The sequence below is a fragment of the Nocardioides nitrophenolicus genome, from assembly GCF_016907515.1.
GTDB lineage: Bacteria > Actinomycetota > Actinomycetes > Propionibacteriales > Nocardioidaceae > Nocardioides > Nocardioides nitrophenolicus.
Genome location: NZ_JAFBBY010000001.1, coordinates 923,464 through 941,271, shown reverse-complemented (window position 1 = coordinate 941,271; position 17,808 = coordinate 923,464). Strand labels below are relative to the sequence as shown.

The following is a 17,808-nucleotide window of genomic DNA, read 5'->3' as shown; positions in this document are numbered from 1 at the left end:
ACCCCCGGGCCTTCACCGAAGGTTGCCGGACACGTCACCGTGGCGGGGCCTGCGCGTAGCGGGCTCCGCCACGGTTGCTTGACGTGGGCAACGGATACCTGCGCTTCGCCGCCCTCGGCGACAGCACCACCGTCGGGCTCGGCGACCCGGTCCCCGCAGGCGGGTGGCGAGGCTGGGCGCGCCTGCTCGCCGAGGCGCTGCGAGCGTCGTACGACGTGTCGTTCTGCAATGTCGCCCTCTCCGGGGCCACGGCCGCGGTCGTCCGCGAGGAGCAGCTCGACCAGGCGCTCGCGCACCGCCCGGACCTGGCGTCGCTGCTGGTCGGCGTCAACGACACCCTCCGCTCCACCTGGGACCCCGAGCGGCTGCACGCCGACCTGAGCCAGGTCGCCGGGGCCCTGGTCGCCGGCGGCGCCACCCTGATGACGGTGCGCTGGCACGACCACGCCGCGGTGCTCGGGCTGCCGCGGGTGATCGTGAGGCCGATGGCCGAGCGGATCGGGCTGGTCAACGAGGTCTACGACGACCTGTACGCGACGTACGGCGGGCTCCGGCTCGACCTGGCCCTCATGCCCGAGGTCACCGACCGGGCCTGCTGGTCGATCGACCGCTTCCATCCGTCCGAGCGGGGACACCGCGCACTGGCCCGGGCCTGGGCCGAGCGGCTGCGGGCCGCGGGCCTGGACTTCCCGCTGCCCGGTCTCGAGCCGGGCGGTGGCTGCGAGCCGAGCTGGCGGCGGGACGTCGCCTGGATGGTCACCGAGGGCGCGCCCTGGTTCGGCCGCCGTGCCCGGGACCTGGGGCCCTGGGCGGTGCGGAGGGCGCTCGCCGCCGCTCGGTAGGTTGAGTCCATGAGCACCCGCGAGGACGGCCGCGCCGACGACGAGCTGCGCCCCATCAAGATCACCCGCAACTGGCTCGACCACCCGGCCGGCTCGGTGCTGGTCGAGTTCGGCCGGACCCGCGTGCTGTGCGCGGCGTCCGCCTCCGAGGGCGTGCCGCGGTGGCGCAAGGGCTCCGGGCTGGGCTGGGTCACCGCCGAGTACGCCATGCTCCCCGCCTCCACCAACACCCGCTCCGACCGCGAGTCGGTCAAGGGCCGGATCGGTGGCCGCACCCACGAGATCAGTCGCCTGATCGGCCGCTCGCTGCGCGCCGTCATCGACGACAAGGCGCTCGGCGAGAACACCATCCAGATCGACTGCGACGTGCTTCAGGCCGACGGCGGCACCCGCACCGCCGCCATCACCGGCGCCTATGTCGCCCTCGCCGACGCCTGCGCCACGCTCCGCGTCCCCAAGGCGCTCACCGGCTCGGTGGCCGCCGTCAGCGTCGGCATCATCGACGGCGTGCCGCGCCTCGACCTGCCCTACGTCGAGGACGTGCGCGCCGAGACCGACATGAACGTCGTGATGACCGGCGACGGCAAGTTCGTCGAGGTCCAGGGCACCGCCGAGGGCGCCGCCTTCGACCGGGCCGAGCTCGACGCCCTGCTCGCCCTCGCCGAGAAGGGCTGCGCCGACCTGACCCGGCTGCAGCGCGAGGCGCTCGGCTCGTGAAGGTCCTGGTCGCCTCCCGCAACGCCAAGAAGCTCGAGGAGATGCGCCGGATCCTCGCCGAGCACCTCACCTCGGTCGAGGTGGTCGGACTCGACGACGTCGACGCCTTCGACGAGCCGGTCGAGGACCAGCCGGCCTTCGAGGGCAACGCCCTGGTCAAGGCCCGCGCCGGCGTCGCCGCCACCGGACTGCCGACCCTCGCCGACGACTCCGGTCTCTGCGTCGACGCCCTCAACGGCATGCCGGGGGTGCTGTCCGCGAGGTGGTCCGGCCCGCCCAAGAGCGACGAGCGCAACAACGAGCTGCTGCTCGCCCAGCTGGCCGACGTGCCCGACGAGCGTCGTACGGCGCACTTCGCGTGCGCCGTCGCCGTCGCCCACCCCGACGGCCGCGAGCTGGTCGTCGAGGGCCGGATGGACGGCCGGGTGATCCGCGAGGTCCGGGGCAGCGGCGGCTTCGGCTACGACGTGCTCTTCGTCGCCGACGAGCGCCCCGGCGTCACCACCGCGGAGCTGACCCGCGAGGAGAAGGACGCCATCTCCCACCGCGGCAAGGCGCTGCGCGAGGTGGCTCCGCTGGTGGCGCAGCTGCTGGGCTGACCTGATCTGGTCGGTGCCGAAGGCGGGACTCGAACCCGCACACCCGAAGGCACGGCATCCTAAGTGCCGCGTGTCTGCCAGTTCCACCACTCCGGCTCGAGCGGGTCGAGTCTAGGGTGCGGGGCATGGCCATCGAGCTCGACGCCCTGATCGCGACCTACCAGGACCTGCACCGCCACCCCGAGCTCGGGCGGCAGGAGCACCGCACCGCCGGCATCGTGGCCGAGCAGCTGACCGCCCTCGGCTACGCCGTCACCACCGGCGTCGGGGGCACCGGCGTGGTCGGGGTGCTCGAGCGGGGCGAGGGCCCCACGGTCCTGCTGCGCGCCGACATGGACGCGCTGCCGGTGCGCGAGGACACCGGGCTGGCCTATGCCAGCACCGCCACGGCCGTCAACGACGACGGCGAGACGGTGCCGGTGATGCACGCCTGCGGGCACGACCTGCACACCACCTGCCTGCTCGGTGCCGCGGCGGCGCTGGTCGACGACGAGGCCTGGCAGGGCCGGCTGCTGCTGGTGTTCCAGCCCGACGAGGAGGGCGGCGGTGGGGCTCAGGCGATGGTTGACGACGGTCTCTTCGAGCGGTTCGGCACGCCGGACGTCGTGCTCGGGCAGCATGTCGCACCGGTACCGGTCGGCGTCCTGGGAGTGCGGTCGGGGCCGGCGTTCGCGGCGTCCGACGCGCTGCGGATCACGCTCTACGGCTCGGGGGGTCACGGATCGCGCCCGGAGGCCACCGTGGACCCGGTGGTGATGGGAGCGGCGCTGGTGCAGCGGCTGCAGACGGTGGTGTCGCGGGAGATCGCGGCGACCGACACCGTGGTGGTCACGGTCGGCTCCTTCCACGCCGGGGTCGCGCCCAATGTCATCCCCGACGAGGCTGTGCTCGGGCTGAGCATCCGGACCGCCGACGAGCGGGTGCGGACCAGCGTGCTGGACGCGGTCGGGCGGATGACCCGCGCGGAGGCGACCGCCGCCGGCGCGACGCGGGAGCCCGAGATCGAGGCCCTCACGTCGTTCCCGCCAGTGGTCAACGACGCCGTGGCCTGCGACAGGCTCCGCGACGCGTTCGCCGCCGCGGGTCGCTGGATCGTGGTGGACCCCGGTCCGGTCACGGGCAGCGAGGACGTCGGGATCCTCGCCGACGCCGCCGGCGCGCCGTGTGCCTACTGGCTGCTCGGCGGCGCCGACCCGGCCCTGTTCGCGGGCGCGACGACCGTCGAGGAGATCCGCGCCCTGGTCGCGGACCTGCCCTCGAACCACTCGCCGCGCTATGCGCCGCTCGCCGGCGCGACGCTGGAGTCCGGTGTGGCCGCGCTGGTGACGGCCGCGCGCTCCTGGCTCGGCTGAGCCGAGCGCGCGAGCGCGGTGGCGTAGGCGTAGACGCACATCAGGGCCACGAACGGCCACACCACGCCGAGCACCACAGACGGCACCGTGTTGAGCACCAGGAAGGGCACCGGCACCACCACGAACAGCAGCGCCGCCACCACCGCGCCGACGGTCGTGAGCAGCAGCAGGCCGAGGGCCAGCACCGGCACCAGGGTGCCGAAGGAGTGCCGGACCAGCCGGACGGCGCGGGGCAGCCCCGCGAAGCCGCGCCGTCGCTCCAGCACCACCACCGGCACCAGCAGCACCCCGGCGGTGAGCACCACCAGGGCCAACGGCGCGAGCACGACCGAGGTGGTGAGGCCGATGACGAGCAGCGCCGTCACCAGCATGGCCGGCAGGCCCGCGGCGAGCCGGCGCAGGCTGGTCGCGTACGCCGAGCGCAGGGCCACGGGCGCGTCGAGCCCGTCCTCGTCGAGCACCCGCACCACTACCGCGAGTGCGCCGGCCGACACCGGCAGCGCGGTGGTTCCGAGCAGCACGGCCGCGCCGCCGACCCAGCCCGGGACCGCGCTCGCGACGGTGACGCCCTGGAGCACCGCGGCCAGCACGTTGAGCACCGCCGGTGGCGCCATCGCCAGCGCGAACAGTCCCGGCCGCGCGCGCAGCACGTCGAGCGACGCGGCGACCACCTGGCCGCTGGAACGGCGCACCCGCAGCGGCAGCGCGGTCGTCGCCCACGACGTACGCCGCACCAGCCAGCCGGCAGCCAGCAGCGCCGCGACGAGCACGACCAGGCCGCGGCCCGGGTCGTCGACGTAGCGACGGAACAGGTCGCTGCCGCCGCCGACGAGGTCGCAGTAGGTCTCGGCCACGGCAGTGCTGCTCGCACCTCCGCCGGGCACCTCGATCGAGGAGTCGCGGGCCTTCCCCGACCAGGTGAACGGCCTGGTCCAGGCCTGCTTGCGGTTCGGGCCGGTGGGGCCGGCGTAGAACCGCTTCGGCCCGACCTCTCCGTAGTGGCCCTCGTAGCCGATCCACGGGTACGCCGACCGGGCCAGCTCCGGGTCGGACGGGATGGTCCGCACCTCGGCCCGGACCGCGTCGTGGTCACCGGCCGTGGTGTCGCAGCCGAATCCGGTGGCGGCCGTGTTGCCCATGAACACGCCGGCCGAGAACTGGTTGGCGTGGGAGCCGGCGGAGACGTAGACGACGGGGTGGGTGTCGTCGTCGAGCTCGAGCTTGTCGTCCCTGGCGTCGTCGTCGGCGCCCCACGTCGCCCGCTCGGCGCCGTAGTGCTGGGAGTAGACGGCCACCTCGGGCACCAGCCCGTCGGCCAGCGCGGTCGCGGCGTCGGGTGCGGCGAACTCCAGCTGGATCCGCTCCCAGTCGGTCTCGTGCTTGTTGTTGTAGTCGTTGAACGCGTAGAAGAAGAAGTACTGCAGCGCGATCCGGTCCGGGACGCCCTTCTGGGTGGCCAGGTGTGCGTAGATCGTCGGCTTCGTCCCCCGCCACTGCCGCTCGGCCCACTTCTCGTAGTCGCAACCGGGGGCGAGCGGGTTGCCGGGCAGGTCCAGCTCGTAGCCCGGCAGCCCGGCCGACACCTCCTCGGCCGAGGGGCCGACCCGCACCAGGTCGCGCTGGGTCCACGGCCCGCGCAGCGCGACCGTCGGGTTGTCGAAGAGCACCTCGACGGCGCTGGGGGAGTAGGGCTCGCCCGGACCGCAGGCGTGGTCCTGGTGGACCAGCATCAGCACCGGCGCGAACTTCTCCGCCAGCGCCTGCTCGGCCGCGACCGGGTCGGACTCGGCGCTCGCGGCGTCCTCGACGCCGTCGCCGTCGCCGTCGTCGGCCCGGGCGGGCGGGGCCGACGCCAGCAGGGCGAGCAGCAGCGCGGCCAGCAGGCAGCCGAGCAGCTGCCGGCCGCGCCGGGTCACCTCACTCCGTCCACTGCCAGTTGCCGAGGATCTCGTCGAACTTGGTGAGCACGTCGTCGTCGCCGTCCTTCAGCGAGACCGTGATCGAGTACGCCGTCTCGCCGCTGATCACCAGGTAGGACCGCTGCGCGACGTCGATCCCGTTGTCGTTGGTGCGGCTGATGTCGACGCCGAGCGCCGTCTCGCCGCCGATCGTGGTGTCGTCGATGTCGGTGGTGGTCGCGGTGGTGTCGTCGGCGGTGAGCGCCGTCTTCCAGTCGTCGGCCAGGTCGGCGGGGTCGGTGCTGCCGTAGGCCGACTGGGTCTCCACGATCACGTTGCCGCGGGCGGTGTTGAAGGTCGCGCCCCAGATGAACACCCGGTCCAGGGTGCTCAGGCCGGGGTTCTGGGCGGTGAAGTCGTCGGTGCCGTCGACCCAGCCCTTGGGCAGCTCGGTCTCGTAGCCGGTCCCGGTGGCGACATTGCCGCTCGGCTTGTCGCTCTGCTCGTCGGTCGGCTCGTCGGTCGGCTGGTCGGTGCTGCCGGTCTCGGCGTCGGTCGTCTTCGAGGTCGGGTCGTCGGCCTTCTTGTCGTCCCCGCTCCCGGCGATCGCGATGATGCCGATGATGCCGGCCACGATCACGACCAGGGCCACCGCGATGGCGCCGACGATGAAGCCGGTGTTGGACTTCTTCGGCGGCGTCGGCTGACTCCAGGACGCCTGCCCCGGCGCGGCGTACGAGGGCGGGCCGGCCTGGTGGGGCGGCGAGACGATCGGCTGCTGGCCGGACGGCTGGCCCGACTGGTGGCCCGGGGCCGCGAACGGCTGCTGGACCGGCGAGGTGACCGGCTGGTGCACCGGCGAGGTCACCGGAGGCTGCGTGGGGGCGGTGCCGCCGGGGCCGTGGCTCGGCGGAGCGGCCGTGCCGGCGTCGGGGTCGAGCCCGTCGACGAGCGACTCCGGGACCTTGCCGAGGGCGAACCCGAGGACCGCGATCGCCCACTGGCAGCCGCGGACGTCGGCACTGCCGCGATCGCGGGCCAGGCGCTGGCCGGCGGACTCCACGGCGTCGGCCGGGTTGGCGCCGCTGGCGAGCATCGTCAGCAGGCCGTCGAGGGCACCGAGCCGGACCGCGTCGGTCAGCAGGTTGATGGTGCCGCCGGAGGCCTGTCCCTCGTCGAGGTAGTCGTCGAGGGAGCCGCGGAACGCGGTCGCGTCGCGGAACAGCGCGGTGCCGTGGTCGCGGGCGAGCTCGGCGAGCGACTGGTGCAGCTTCATCGGGAGTCCTTCAGGTACGAGATGGGGCCGGGGCGGTGCCGGGCGGTCGTGGGTCAGGCAGGCGGAACCGGGAGTCCGAGATCCCGCCGGAGCTTGGCCACGTGACCGGTCGCCTTGACGTTGTACTGCGCGAGCTCGACAGCGCCGTCGGTGTCGATGACGAAGGTGGAGCGGATGACACCCTCGACGAGCTTGCCGTAGAGCTTCTTCTCGCCGTAGGCGCCATAGGCGCGGTGCACCGCCAGCTCGGGGTCGGAGAGCAGGGTGATGGTGAGGCCGTCGCGCTCGCGGAACTTCGCCAGCTTGGTGGTGGCGTCCTTGGAGATGCCGACCACGGTGTACCCGGCGCCCTGGAGCGCGTCGAGCGAGTCGGTGAAGTCGCACGCCTGCTTGGTGCAGCCGGGAGTCATCGCGGCGGGGTAGAAGTAGACGATCACCTTGCGGCCCTGCTTCAGCAGGTCGTAGAGGTTGACCTCGCCGCCCTCGTCGGAGGCGAGGGAGAAGTCCGGGGCGCGGTCGCCCGCCGCCAGCCTGGCCTGGTCGCTCATGGGTTCTCCTGACGCGGTGCTGCTGTTGCAAGCAACATGCAATAAAGTGGTCGGTGCTCGTGACCATCTAACTACCCCGGTGCCGGCTGTCCGAACACCGGATCGAGTGGAGGAGCAACCATGCACGTCCCCGACGGCTTCCTCGACGCCCCGACCTCGGTCGTGACGGGCGTCGTCGCCGCGGCCGGCGTCGGGGTCGCGCTGCGCAAGGCGCGCGCCGAGCTCGACGACCGCACGGCGCCGATGGCCGGCCTGGTCGCCGCCTTCGTGTTCGCGGGCCAGATGATCAACTTCCCGGTCGGCGCCGGAACCAGCGGTCACCTCCTCGGCGGTGCGCTCGCCGCGGTCCTGGTCGGCCCGTGGACGGGCGCGCTGTGCATCAGCGTGGTCCTGCTGGTCCAGGGCCTGTTCATGGCCGACGGCGGGTTGACCGCGCTCGGCACGAACATCACCCTGATGGGCCTGGTCGGCGTCTTCGTCGGGTACGCCGGGTTCCGGCTCGCCCTCGCGGTGCTGCCGCGCAAGCTCGGCTCGGTGCCGGCCGCCGCCGCGTTCGGCGCCCTGGTGTCGGTGCCGGCCGCAGCCACGGTGTTCGCCCTCCTGTTCGCGGTCGGCGGCACCGCCGACATCGCCACCGGCAAGGTGTTCGCCGCCATGGTCGGCTGGCACACCGTGATCGGCATCGGCGAGGCGGTGATCACCGGCCTGGTCGTCAGCGCGGTCGTCGCCTCGCGGCCCGACCTGGTCCACGGCGCCCGCGGGCTCGCCGGGAGACGGCCCCTGCTCGGCAGCGAGGAGGTCGTCGCGTGAAGAGCCGTCGCTTCCTCGTGATCGGGCTGTTCGTCGCCCTGCTCGTCGCCGGTGTCGGCAGCTACTACGCCAGCAGCCACCCCGACGGCCTGGAGTACGTCGCCCACCAGACTGGCTTCATCGACTCGGCCAAGGACCCGGTCGACACCGGGAGCCCGTTCGCGGACTACAGCACCAAGGGCGTCGACGACGCACGGCTGAGCGGGGGGATCGCGGGCGTGGCCGGCGTCCTGCTCACCCTGGGCCTCGGCGGCGGGCTGTTCTGGGTGCTGCGCCGGCGCGGTCCGGCCACCGAGTCGCAGGACTGAGCCGTGGGGGCGGGGCACGGGCACCGGCTGCACTTCCACGGCCACTCCGTGGTGCACCGCGCCCCGGCGCACCTCAAGGTCCTGGTGCTGCTGGGCTTCGTGCTGACCGTGGTCGCCACGCCGCGGGAGTGGTACCCGGTCTTCGGCGGCTATCTCGTGCTGCTGCTCGGGGTGGTGCTGCTGGCGCGGGTGCCGGTGACCTACCTGCTGCCGCGGATGGTCGTGGAGGTGCCCTTCCTGGTCTTCGCCGCGCTGATGCCGTTCGTCGCCGAGGGACCGCGGGTGGGCGTGCCGATCGGGGGGTGGGAGGTCTCGCTCTCCGAGTCGGGCCTGCAGGCGGCCTGGGGCCTGGTCGCCAAGGGCACGCTGGGCGTGCTGGCGTCGCTGACCCTGGCCGCCACGACCGAGGCGACGGACGTGCTGCGCGGGCTGCAGCGGCTGCGGATGCCGGACCTGATCGTGCAGATCATGGGCTTCATGATCCGCTACCTCGACGTCGTCACCGGCGACCTCGCCCGGATGGTCACGGCGATGCGCTCGCGCGGCGTCGACCCACGCTCGCCGCGGCACTGGCCCGCCCTGGCGCGTACGCTCGGGGCGTTGTTCGTGAGGTCCTACGAGAGGGGGGAGCGGGTGCATCTGGCCATGCTGTCCCGGGGGTACGACGGAAAGCTCCCGGAGGCGACGCGGTGACCCCCGTCCTCGACGTCCGGCAGCTCGCCTTCGCCTATCCCGACGGCCATCAGGCCCTCTTCGGGGTCGACCTCCACGTCCACGCCGGCGAGCGGGTCGCCCTGCTCGGCCCCAACGGCGCCGGCAAGACCACGCTGGTGCTCCATCTCAACGGGATCCTGTCCGGCGAGACGGGGCACGGCGGGGGCAGCGTGGCGGTGAGCGGGCTGCCGGTCACCAAGAAGAACCTGCTCGAGATCCGCCGCCGGGTCGGCATCGTGTTCCAGGACCCCGACGACCAGCTGTTCATGGGCTCGGTCCGCGCCGACGTCGGGTTCGGCCCCGCCAACCTCGGCCTCAAGGGCGCCGCGCTCGAGCGCCGGGTGATGGACGCGCTCGAGCAGGTCGGCATGGCCGACTTCGCCGACCGTCCGCCCCACCATCTCTCCTTCGGCCAGCGCCGTCGGGTGGCCGTCGCGACCGTGCTGGCGATGGAGCCGGAGATCCTGGTCCTCGACGAGCCCAGCTCCAACCTCGACCCCGCCTCGCGGCGCGAGCTGGCCGACATCCTGCGCGCCCTCGACGTCACCCTGCTGATGGTCACCCACGACCTGCCCTACGCACTCGAGCTCTGCCCCCGTGCCGTGGTGCTCAGCGACGGCCGGGTCGTGGCCGACGGCACGACGTACGACGTGCTCACCGACGAGGCGCTGATGCACGCCCACCGGCTGGAACTGCCCTGGGGGTTCGACCCGCGGGCGATCGCGGTTGATAGCCTGCCCCGGTGAGTGAGACTCCCTCTGACATCGAGCGCGAGATCGAGGAGGCCCGTGAGCGCCTCGCGGGCACGATCGACCAGCTGCTGTACCGCTCGCACCCCAAGACCATCGTGAGCCGCGAGGTGGCGCAGGTGAAGGCGCACTTCGTCGACGTCCGCACGGGCGAGCCGCGCACCGACAACATCCTCAAGGTGGCCGGTGGCGTCGTCGGCGTGATCGCGCTGTTCGTCGTGCTGCGCAAGATCACCCACTGAGCCCGCGCCGAGGTCATCCGCTCGTGTCCGACAAGACCCCCATCAAGATGCTGCACGACCGCATCCTGTGCGAGGCCGACAGCGAGGCCGGCGAGCGCCGCTCGTCCGGTGGCATCGTCATCCCCGCCACGGCGGCCATGGGCGCCCGGCGCCTGGCCTGGTCGCGGGTGGTCGCCGTCGGGCCCCATTGCCGCGCCGTGGTGACCGGCGACCGGGTGCTCTACGACCCCGAGGACAAGGCCGAGGTCGAGGTGTCCGGCGAGGTCTACGTGGTGATGCGCGAGCGCGACATCCACGCGGTCGCCGCCGACCGGCTCGGCGACGAGGCGGCCGGACTCTACCTGTGACGTAACTCACGTTCGATGGAACGCGTTACACCCGTGTGCGCTCCCCACGTCTGCTGAGCCTGCTCGTCGCCGCCCTGGTCGCCCCCGCCGTCGCGGCGTCCCACCCGGCCGCCGCCCGTGAGGCGGCCGCCGATCCGGCGTACCACGCCACGATCGCGATCACCGACCACGGCATCCCGCACATCACGGCCGCCGACTGGGGCTCGCTGGGCTACGGCAGCGGGTACGCCACCGCCCGCTCCTCGATCTGCAATCTCGCCGACACGGTGCTGACCGCCCGCGGCGAGCGCTCGCGCTACCTCGGCGCGACCGGCCGCTACCTCGACGGGGTGTCGCTCGACGCGTCGAATCTGCAGGTCGACGCCTTCGTCACCGACCTGCGCAACCGCCGGGTCGTCGAGGGCCTGCTCGCCTCGCCGGCCGGTCCGAGCGCCCGGGCCCGCGAGATGGTGAAGGGCTACACCGCCGGCATCAACCGCTGGCTGCGCGACAACACCGTCACCGACCCGGCCTGCGCCGACGCGACCTGGCTGAAGCCCGACGCGACCGAGCTCGACCTCTGGTACGGCGTCTACCTGGCCAACCTGATCGCCTCGTCCGGCAACTTCGTCAAGGAGATCGTGGAGGCCGACCCGCCCACCCTGCAGGACCCGGGACTGCCCGACCTCGGCCTGAAGCTGCCGCTGCCGACCACGAGCGAGGAGGTGCCGGCGTACGCCGCGCAGCTCAGTGACGAGCAGCGCGAGGAGCTGCGCCGCTCGCTGGGCCAGGACAGCGCGTTCGGCTCGAACGCGACCGCGATCGGCGGCGACGCCAGCTCGACCGGGCGCGGGATGCTGCTCGGCAACCCGCACTTCCCGTGGGTGGGGCGCTACAAGTTCACCCAGCAGCAGCTCACCATCCCCGGCGTGTACGACGTCGCCGGCGCCTCGCTGATCGGCTCGCCGGTGGTCAACATCGGCTGGAACCGGGACGTGGCGTGGAGCCACACCGTGTCGACGGCGTACCGGTTCACGCCCTACGAGTACCTCACCGTCGGTCCCGGCCCGCTCTACCTCAGCGCCAACGGCCTGCTCCGCAAGGCCGAGCGGCGCTGGGTCGACGTCGCCGTCAAGCAGCCCGACGGCTCGGTGCGCACCGTGCGCGAGGACCTGTGGCGCACGCCGCAGGGCTACGTCATCGACAGCCCGTCGCAGTTCATGGGCTGGTCGCCGCTCAGCTTCTGGGCGATCCGCGACGCCAACGCCGAGCACCTGCGCACGATCGACACCTTCCTCGCCATGGGCGAGGCGACCAGCAGCCGGGACCTGCTCGCGAAGCAGGACGCGGGCGGCGGCATGCCCTGGGTGAACACCACCGCCGCCGACCGCACCGGCGAGGTCCTGTACGCCGACCACAGCGTGGTGCCGAACGTCAGCAACGCGAAGGTGGCCCGCTGCCTCACCCCGGTCGGTCTGCTGCTCAAGACGGTCGCCGGGCTGCCGGGTCTCAACGGCCTGCTCGCCGACGGCATGTGCGCGTGGGGCACCGACGCCGACGCCCAGCGCCCGGGCATCTTCGGTCCGGGCAACCTGCCGGCCGTGGTCCGCCGGGACTGGGTGATGAACGCCAACGACTCCTACTGGACGCCCAACGACAAGGTCCGCCTCGAGGGCTTCGCCGACATCATCGGCTGCGAGAGGTGCGCGCGGACGATGCGGACCCGGATGGTGCAGCAGTACGTGATCGACCGCCTTGCCGGAGGCGGCAAGGAGACCCCGGAGTCGCTGCGCGGGCACGAGTACGAGAACCGGGTCCGCGCCGCCGAGGTGATGCGCCAGGACGGCCGGCTGGACCAGGTGTGCGCGCGGACCGGCGAGCCGGCCGCGTGCGCGGTGCTGGCGGCCTGGGACGGCCACTCCGACGTGGACTCCGTCGGCACCCACCTGTTCGAGGCCTTCGTCCAGCGCGCGCCGAAGGGCACCGAGCTGTGGACGGTGCCGTTCAACCCCGCCGACCCGATCAACACCCCTCGTGGCCTGCGCACCGGCCCGGCGGTGGTCGCGGCGATGAAGGCGGCCATCGACTCCGTGCGGGCGGCCGGGGTGGCCTTCGACGCGCCCTGGGGCTCGCTGCAGGTCGCGGGCGACCGCGGCGCGCCGGCGTACCCGCTCGGCGGGGGCGACGGCGACCTCGCCGGCAACGCCAACGCGGTCGCCTCGCGGCACCCGGCCGCCAACACCGACGCCTACAAGGCGGTCAGCTACGGCTCCTCGCACATCCAGGCGGTCTCCTATCTCGCCGACGGCAGCGTGGATGCCCGCACCATCCTCACCTACGGCCAGGACGAGGACCCGGCGTCGCCGTGGTCGGCCGACCAGACCGCGCTGTACTCCCAGGAGAAGTGGGTGCGCTTCGCCTGGACGCCGCAGCAGATCGCGCAGGACCTGGTGGAGTCGATCGACCTCGCGGGTTCGTGACGGACCCACGCTCTAGGCTCGGCCCATGTCCGTCGAGGTGGAGAAGCGCGGTCCGGTCACCGTCGTCACGCTGTCCCGGCCCGAGGTGCGCAACGCGGTCGACGCCGAGCACGCCCGGCTGCTGACCGAGGCCTTCGTGGCCTTCGACGCCGACGAGGACGCCTCGGTCGCCGTCCTGCACGGCGCCGGCGGGGTCTTCTGCGCGGGTGCCGACCTCAAGGCGGTCGCCGAGGGCCGGGTCGACGTCGGAGCGCCGGGCGCCGGCCCGGACGCCGGTCCGGCCGGGATGGGGCCGACCCGGCTGCTGCTGTCGAAGCCGGTTGTCGCCGCGGTTGACGGCTATGCCGTCGCCGGCGGTCTCGAGCTGGCGGTGTGGTGCGACCTGCGCGTCGCCGACCCGGGTGCGGCGTTCGGCGTCTTCTGTCGCCGCTGGGGGGTGCCCCTCATCGACGGCGGCACCTTCCGGCTGCCCCGCCTGATCGGCCACTCCCACGCCCTGGACCTGATCCTCACCGGCCGCGAGGTCGGCGCCGACGAGGCGCTGCGGATGGGCCTGGCCAACCGGGTCTCGGCGCCGGGTGCCGCGCTCGAGGAGGCCGTCGCCCTCGCGACCCAGCTCGCCGGCTTCCCCCAGACCTGCCTGCGCGAGGACCGGCTCTCGTCGTACGAGCAGGACGGGCGGAGCCTCGACGAGGCGCTGGCCCTGGAGTGGCGCCACGGGCTGCGCTCCCTGAGCGCCGATACGCTCGACGGGGCGACGCGCTTCGCCGGCGGCGCGGGCCGCCACGGCACGTTCGACGACTGACGAGACGGAGGGGGCGAGGGTGGCCAACGGGCCGGGACGCGACCAGCGGGGACCGATGGAGCGGCTGGTGCGGATCGCCGCGGTCCTGCAGGCGCACCCGGAGCAGGGAGTCAGCGCCGCGCGGCTCAACGAGGTCGCCGGCTTCCCCGACACCCCCGGACACGACCAGCTCAAGCGCGACATCCGGCACCTCGAGCACCACGGCTGGCGCATCGAGAACCTCGCCGAGCCCGGTCAGCCGTCCTGGTACCGGATGACCACCGTCGACAACCGGCTGCGGGTGCGGCTCTCGCTCGGCCAGCAGGCCGCGCTGCGCCGAGCGATGCTGCTCGCCGACGACGGCGACCTGGTCCAGCGACTCGGCCTGACCTCGGCGGACGACCCGGGTCAGGCCCGGGCCGCCGTCCAGCTCTCGGTGCCCGAGTCGCTGCGGCTCGTGGTCGACGCGGTGCGCGACCTGCGCCTGCTCCGGTTCGGCTACAAGGGCACCCCGCGGGTGGTCCACCCCGACACGGTCCGCACCGAGAACGGCGTGTGGTACCTACGCGGGGTCGAGGACGTGGCCGGCGCCGCGCTCAAGACCTTCGTCGTGTCCCGGATGGTCGACGTCGAGGTCGACGACCCGCGCACCTCCCGTCCGCTCCCGCCGGCCCGGCACGTCGAGCTGCACCCGATGTCCTGGGAGGTCGACCCGCCCGTGGAGGTCACCCTGCGCGCCGCGGCGGGCTTCGAGCCCGACGTACGCCGGTGGCTCGGGGAGCCGGTCGCCGTGGCGGCCGCCGGCGACGACGTGCTGCTCCGCTACCGGGTCACCCATCGCGCGGCGCTGCACGCCCGTCTGGTCGAGCTCGACGACCGGGTCCGGATCGAGGGGCCGGAGCCGGCCCGCGCCGACTTCCTCGCCTTCCTGGCGGCCGCCCGTGGCGACGAGGCCACGCCGTGAGCAGCGTGCCTCGCTATGTCACCCGGATCGCCCGGCTGCCCGAGGTCTTCGCACGCCTCGCCGCCCACCCCGACGGGCGCACCCTGGCCGACCTGGCCGCCGAGTTCGACACCACGGTCGCCGAGCTGCGCGAGGACCTGCTCGCCTTCTACACCGCCGACGTCGGCGGCGAGTGGGGCCTCTCGCGGCCCGAGGTGCTGGAGTTCCTCGGCCCCGACGGCGGCACCGAGGACCCCGGCACCGCCGACGTGGTCCGGCTGGTGTCGGAGAGCCCGATCGACCTCGGCGTGGAGTACGTCGACGCCGGCGAGCTGGCGCGGGTGCACGCAGCCGCGCAGGCGCTGCTCGACATCGAGCCCGACAACGTCGAGCTGGCGGAGGCCCTCGACGTCCTCGCGCACACCATGCTCGGCGAGGACGCCGGCCATGCCGGGCTGACGAGCGCCGCCGGCCCGAGCCGGCTGCTGTCGCTGCTGCGCCGGGCGCAGGACGAGCAGCGGGCGGTCCGGATCGTCTACTCGCGGGCCTGGGAGCCGGGCGTGCGCGAGCGCGAGGTCGAGCCCTACCGGCTGGTCCAGACCCGGCGCGGCTGGGAGGTCGACGCCGGACCGGTCGACGACCAGGGCCGGATCCGCACCTACCTGCTGTCCAACATCCGCTCGATCGAGGTGCTCGACCGCACCTTTGCGCTTCCCGACGACCTCGCCGGACAGCTGGCCCGTCAGCGCGCCACCACCCTGGTCCGGGTGCTGCTGCCCCAGGAGTCGCGCTGGGTCGCCGACTTCTACGCCGAACAGGTCCGCTTCGTCGAGGACGACGAGCGCGACGTCGTCGTCGACCTCGACCTGCTCCCGCCCGTGGCCGACCGGGTCGGCCGGCTGCTGCTCACCGCCGGCCCCACCGCCACCGTCCTCGACCCGCCCGACCTCGACACCGCCGGCGTCCGGCTCGCCGAGGAACTGTGGGCCCACCACACGTCGTAGCGCGGCCGGTCAGCCCCGCTCGACGTGCTCCTTGAGCTGGCGCAGCACGTTCGTCCAGCTCTCCCGCGCCGTGGCCTCCTGCTCGCCCTCGACGAGCGACTGGGTGACCGACACCTCGGTGCGGTCGCCGTCGTCGCGCAGGCTCCAGGTGACGTGGTGGTAGCTCTCGGGGCGGTCCGGCTGCCCGGTCAGGGGGCTGTAGTGCGTGACGACGAGCCGCCGCTCCGGCTCCACCTCCAGCACCTCGCCCCGGTCCTCGAACGAGCGTCCGTCGTACTCTCCGCGCCAGGTGATCGGCGTGCCCGGCTCCCAGGTGGTGTCGACCTCGGCGCCGGATAGGTAGGCCCGGATCTGCTCGGGCTCGGTGAGCGCCCGCCAGACCTGGCCGGGGGAGGCGGAGACCCGGACGTGTGCGGTGGCTGTCGTGGTGTCCATCTGTCCGCGATACCCGTCCCGACGCCCGGCATCCGGCCGCCGGTCCCGGCCGGCCGCCGGGTAGCGTGGGGGCCGCAGCTCAGGACGCGGGCTACTCGAGGGTCGTGCCGACCCCACGTGCAGCAGGAGTCCGCATGACCGAGCAGGTCCACGTCCAGGTCACCGTCGATGGCCCGCCCGTCCCCGGGTTGGTGCTCAAGTGGGACAGCCAGCGGCTCAAGGCGCTGGTCACCTACGAGGACGAGGGTCACGTCCAGACCCACTGGTTCCCGGCCGAGCAGATCCTCGCCGGGGAGGTCGCCGGCGACTGACGCCGCGACCGCGCACGATCTCAGCCGCCCTCGGCCGCGGGTACGGCGAAGTCCCGGTTGGCGGTGTCCACGACCTCCTGGGCGATGGTGCGGAGCTTGACGTTGCCGGTGCTGCTGGCGCGCACCAGGAACTGGAAGGCCCGGTCCTCCGGGATCCGGTAGCGCTCCATCACGATGCCGATCGCCGTGCCGATCGCCTGGCGGGTGGTCACCGACTCGTTGAGCTGGTGCTCGTGGCGCGCGCGGCCCAGCGCGATCGAGGCGTGGGCGGCGAAGAGCTCGGCCAGCTGGATGGCGTCCGGGTCGATGCCGGGCTGCCAGGAGTAGAAGTTCAGACCGCCGAGGGTGCTCTCGTCGCTGTAGAGCTGGAGGCCCATCTGGGCGGCCAGGCCGTGCTGGGCCGCCTCCTCGACGTACCGCGGCCAGCGCTGCTCGGTCGCGATGTCGGGCATCGTGGTCACCCCGCCCGAGGTGATCGCGTCGTAGCAGGGACCCTCGTGCAGCTTGTACTGCAGCTCGTCGATGTCCCAGACCAGCTGCCCGGTCCCGGCCCGGGTCTCGATCCGGCCGTTGCCGTGGGTGATCGAGATGCCGACGTGCTCGAAGCCGGGCACCGTCTGCTGCGCGGCGCGGACGATCGCTTCGAGGGTGTCGTCGATTGAGCGGTGGCTGTTGATGGACCGGGCCGCCTCGGTCAGGGCCGCGGCGATGTCGTTGCGGTCGTGGAGCACGGGTACCTCCTGTTGGTCGGGCAGGTGGTACCCGGCGACGTGACCGGTCAGACCGCCACCACCCGGACGACCTCATGGATGTCGGTGAAGTCGCCGGGATTCCTGGTCAGCAGGGGGAGGCCCAGGTCGCCGGCGACGCTGGCGAGCAGCAGGTCGAACCGGCGGGGACGAGGGCTGCGGCCGGTCTGCCGGACCGCCTCGCAAAGGGCGCCGTACAACCGTGCTGCGGACGCGGAGTAGGGGATCGGCTGGTAGGTCGTCAGCAGCTGGGAGAAGCGCGCCTCCCGTCGAGCCCGCTCGACCGGGTCCGCGGCGCTCTGCAGCCCGCTGGCGAGCTCCGCGACGGACAGCGTCGAGATCGCGACCCTCTCGGCGATCGAGGCGAGGTCGGCCGGAGGGTCGATGACGACAGAGGTGTCGAGCAGGACCGCGGGGTGCTCAGCCACGAGCGGCCCACGGGTCGCGGTCGGCGTCGTCGAGCAGCTCGTCGACGGCGCGGATGTCACGCAGCCAGGCACCCGGGTCGGCGATCGGCGCCCCGGCGAAGGCGACCACCACCGCGTCGGCGGCGGTGAAGCGGATGTCGGGCCGCACGCTTCCGTGGGGGACGAGATCGGCCACCGGGACGCCGCGGCGGGTGACCGTGAAGCTCTCGCCCGCCTCGACCCGCCGCACGATCGCGGCGTTGTCGTTGCGGAGCTCGCGCTGGCTGATCGTCGTCATGCTACGAACGTAGCAC

Annotated in this window: 22 protein-coding genes and 1 tRNA gene; 15 read left to right on the top strand and 8 right to left on the bottom strand. The window is 73.2% G+C overall.

The window, feature by feature from the left end:
• The first annotated feature begins 83 nt into the window (after positions 1-83).
• From JOD66_RS04565 to rdgB, 3 genes are read left to right on the top strand one after another with little or no spacing between them, the layout of a single operon-like run.
• Positions 84-842 (top strand): SGNH/GDSL hydrolase family protein, encoded by a 759-nt coding sequence (locus JOD66_RS04565; protein ID WP_204835729.1) that lies wholly within the window; start codon positions 84-86, stop codon positions 840-842.
• Between the two features lie 9 nt (positions 843-851).
• A complete protein-coding gene (rph, locus tag JOD66_RS04560; RefSeq protein WP_204835728.1) occupies positions 852-1,559 on the top strand; it encodes a ribonuclease PH in 708 nt (235 codons plus the stop codon).
• Positions 1,556-2,158 carry an RdgB/HAM1 family non-canonical purine NTP pyrophosphatase gene (gene rdgB, locus JOD66_RS04555; RefSeq protein WP_307823289.1) on the top strand — a complete coding sequence of 201 codons (603 nt, stop codon included), beginning with the start codon at positions 1,556-1,558 and terminating at the stop codon, positions 2,156-2,158. The genes rph and rdgB overlap by 4 nt, the downstream gene beginning before the upstream one ends.
• Positions 2,159-2,172: 14 nt before the next feature.
• Here the strand turns inward: rdgB and JOD66_RS04550 are convergent.
• Positions 2,173-2,254 (bottom strand) — tRNA-Leu (locus JOD66_RS04550).
• Between the two features lie 29 nt (positions 2,255-2,283).
• On the opposite strand from JOD66_RS04550, the gene JOD66_RS04545 reads away from it, so the two are divergent.
• Entirely contained in the window at positions 2,284-3,510 is a 1,227-nt protein-coding gene (locus JOD66_RS04545) for an amidohydrolase (RefSeq protein ID WP_239545083.1), read from the top strand.
• On the opposite strand, the gene JOD66_RS04540 is transcribed toward JOD66_RS04545, so the two are convergent.
• From JOD66_RS04540 to bcp, 3 genes are read right to left on the bottom strand one after another with little or no spacing between them, the layout of a single operon-like run.
• Complete coding sequence (locus tag JOD66_RS04540) at positions 3,432-5,426, bottom strand: hypothetical protein (protein WP_204835727.1); 1,995 nt, start codon at positions 5,424-5,426, stop codon at positions 3,432-3,434. The genes JOD66_RS04545 and JOD66_RS04540 overlap by 79 nt on opposite strands.
• Position 5,427: 1 nt before the next feature.
• Complete coding sequence (locus JOD66_RS04535; RefSeq protein WP_204835726.1) at positions 5,428-6,684, bottom strand: hypothetical protein; 1,257 nt, start codon at positions 6,682-6,684, stop codon at positions 5,428-5,430.
• Between the two features lie 53 nt (positions 6,685-6,737).
• Positions 6,738-7,232: a thioredoxin-dependent thiol peroxidase gene (bcp, locus tag JOD66_RS04530; RefSeq protein WP_204835725.1), complete on the bottom strand. Its 495-nt coding sequence runs from the start codon at positions 7,230-7,232 to the stop codon at positions 6,738-6,740.
• A 120-nt stretch (positions 7,233-7,352) separates the two neighbouring features.
• On the opposite strand from bcp, the gene JOD66_RS04525 reads away from it, so the two are divergent.
• Genes JOD66_RS04525 through JOD66_RS29365 form a run of 10 tightly spaced genes read left to right on the top strand, consistent with a single transcriptional unit; the run spans position 7,353 to position 15,592 of the window.
• A complete protein-coding gene (locus tag JOD66_RS04525; RefSeq protein WP_204835724.1) occupies positions 7,353-8,042 on the top strand; it encodes an energy-coupling factor ABC transporter permease in 690 nt (229 codons plus the stop codon).
• Positions 8,039-8,350, top strand: coding sequence for a PDGLE domain-containing protein (locus tag JOD66_RS04520; protein ID WP_204835723.1), 312 nt, complete (start codon positions 8,039-8,041; stop codon positions 8,348-8,350). Before JOD66_RS04525 ends, JOD66_RS04520 begins: the two co-directional genes overlap by 4 nt.
• Before the next feature lie 3 nt (positions 8,351-8,353).
• A complete protein-coding gene (cbiQ, locus tag JOD66_RS04515; protein WP_204835722.1) occupies positions 8,354-9,043 on the top strand; it encodes a cobalt ECF transporter T component CbiQ in 690 nt (229 codons plus the stop codon).
• Entirely contained in the window at positions 9,040-9,810 is a 771-nt protein-coding gene (locus JOD66_RS04510; RefSeq protein ID WP_204835721.1) for an energy-coupling factor ABC transporter ATP-binding protein, read from the top strand. Before cbiQ ends, JOD66_RS04510 begins: the two co-directional genes overlap by 4 nt.
• Entirely contained in the window at positions 9,807-10,055 is a 249-nt protein-coding gene (locus tag JOD66_RS04505; protein WP_204835720.1) for a DUF3618 domain-containing protein, read from the top strand. Before JOD66_RS04510 ends, JOD66_RS04505 begins: the two co-directional genes overlap by 4 nt.
• Before the next feature lie 23 nt (positions 10,056-10,078).
• Positions 10,079-10,402, top strand: a complete 324-nt coding sequence (locus JOD66_RS04500) for a GroES family chaperonin (protein WP_443678738.1) — start codon at positions 10,079-10,081, stop codon at positions 10,400-10,402.
• A gap of 35 nt (positions 10,403-10,437) precedes the next feature.
• Entirely contained in the window at positions 10,438-12,861 is a 2,424-nt protein-coding gene (locus JOD66_RS04495; RefSeq protein ID WP_204835719.1) for a penicillin acylase family protein, read from the top strand.
• Between the two features lie 25 nt (positions 12,862-12,886).
• On the top strand, positions 12,887-13,666 hold the full coding sequence (locus JOD66_RS04490; RefSeq protein ID WP_204835718.1) for a crotonase/enoyl-CoA hydratase family protein: 780 nt from the start codon (positions 12,887-12,889) through the stop codon (positions 13,664-13,666).
• A gap of 19 nt (positions 13,667-13,685) precedes the next feature.
• Positions 13,686-14,609, top strand: a complete 924-nt coding sequence (locus tag JOD66_RS04485) for a WYL domain-containing protein (protein WP_204835717.1) — start codon at positions 13,686-13,688, stop codon at positions 14,607-14,609.
• Complete coding sequence (locus tag JOD66_RS29365) at positions 14,606-15,592, top strand: helix-turn-helix transcriptional regulator (protein ID WP_204835716.1); 987 nt, start codon at positions 14,606-14,608, stop codon at positions 15,590-15,592. Before JOD66_RS04485 ends, JOD66_RS29365 begins: the two co-directional genes overlap by 4 nt.
• A 9-nt stretch (positions 15,593-15,601) precedes the next feature.
• Here JOD66_RS29365 and JOD66_RS04475 read toward each other — a convergent pair whose 3' ends face one another.
• Positions 15,602-16,027 carry an SRPBCC family protein gene (locus JOD66_RS04475; protein WP_204835715.1) on the bottom strand — a complete coding sequence of 142 codons (426 nt, stop codon included), beginning with the start codon at positions 16,025-16,027 and terminating at the stop codon, positions 15,602-15,604.
• A gap of 134 nt (positions 16,028-16,161) precedes the next feature.
• On the opposite strand from JOD66_RS04475, the gene JOD66_RS04470 reads away from it, so the two are divergent.
• On the top strand, positions 16,162-16,338 hold the full coding sequence (locus tag JOD66_RS04470) for a hypothetical protein (protein ID WP_204835714.1): 177 nt from the start codon (positions 16,162-16,164) through the stop codon (positions 16,336-16,338).
• Positions 16,339-16,358: 20 nt separating this feature from the next.
• Here the strand turns inward: JOD66_RS04470 and JOD66_RS04465 are convergent, their stop codons facing one another.
• From JOD66_RS04465 to JOD66_RS04455, 3 genes are read right to left on the bottom strand one after another with little or no spacing between them, the layout of a single operon-like run.
• On the bottom strand, positions 16,359-17,069 hold the full coding sequence (locus tag JOD66_RS04465) for a GAF and ANTAR domain-containing protein (protein WP_204835713.1): 711 nt from the start codon (positions 17,067-17,069) through the stop codon (positions 16,359-16,361).
• Between the two features lie 47 nt (positions 17,070-17,116).
• Positions 17,117-17,515 (bottom strand): PIN domain-containing protein, encoded by a 399-nt coding sequence (locus JOD66_RS04460; RefSeq protein WP_204835712.1) that lies wholly within the window; start codon positions 17,513-17,515, stop codon positions 17,117-17,119.
• Positions 17,508-17,792, bottom strand: a complete 285-nt coding sequence (locus JOD66_RS04455) for a type II toxin-antitoxin system Phd/YefM family antitoxin (RefSeq protein ID WP_204835711.1) — start codon at positions 17,790-17,792, stop codon at positions 17,508-17,510. The genes JOD66_RS04460 and JOD66_RS04455 overlap by 8 nt, the downstream gene beginning before the upstream one ends.
• Between the last annotated feature and the right edge of the window lie 16 nt (positions 17,793-17,808).

Coding starts and splice junctions, on each gene's coding strand:
- rph (WP_204835728.1), top strand. CDS start 852: ATGAGCACCCGCGAGGACGGCCGCGCCGACGACGAGCTGCGCCCCATC.
- JOD66_RS04545 (WP_239545083.1), top strand. CDS start 2,284: ATGGCCATCGAGCTCGACGCCCTGATCGCGACCTACCAGGACCTGCAC.
- JOD66_RS04535 (WP_204835726.1), bottom strand. CDS start 6,684: ATGAAGCTGCACCAGTCGCTCGCCGAGCTCGCCCGCGACCACGGCACC.
- bcp (WP_204835725.1), bottom strand. CDS start 7,232: ATGAGCGACCAGGCCAGGCTGGCGGCGGGCGACCGCGCCCCGGACTTC.
- JOD66_RS04525 (WP_204835724.1), top strand. CDS start 7,353: ATGCACGTCCCCGACGGCTTCCTCGACGCCCCGACCTCGGTCGTGACG.
- JOD66_RS04490 (WP_204835718.1), top strand. CDS start 12,887: ATGTCCGTCGAGGTGGAGAAGCGCGGTCCGGTCACCGTCGTCACGCTG.
- JOD66_RS04475 (WP_204835715.1), bottom strand. CDS start 16,027: ATGGACACCACGACAGCCACCGCACACGTCCGGGTCTCCGCCTCCCCC.
- JOD66_RS04470 (WP_204835714.1), top strand. CDS start 16,162: ATGACCGAGCAGGTCCACGTCCAGGTCACCGTCGATGGCCCGCCCGTC.
- JOD66_RS04455 (WP_204835711.1), bottom strand. CDS start 17,792: ATGACGACGATCAGCCAGCGCGAGCTCCGCAACGACAACGCCGCGATC.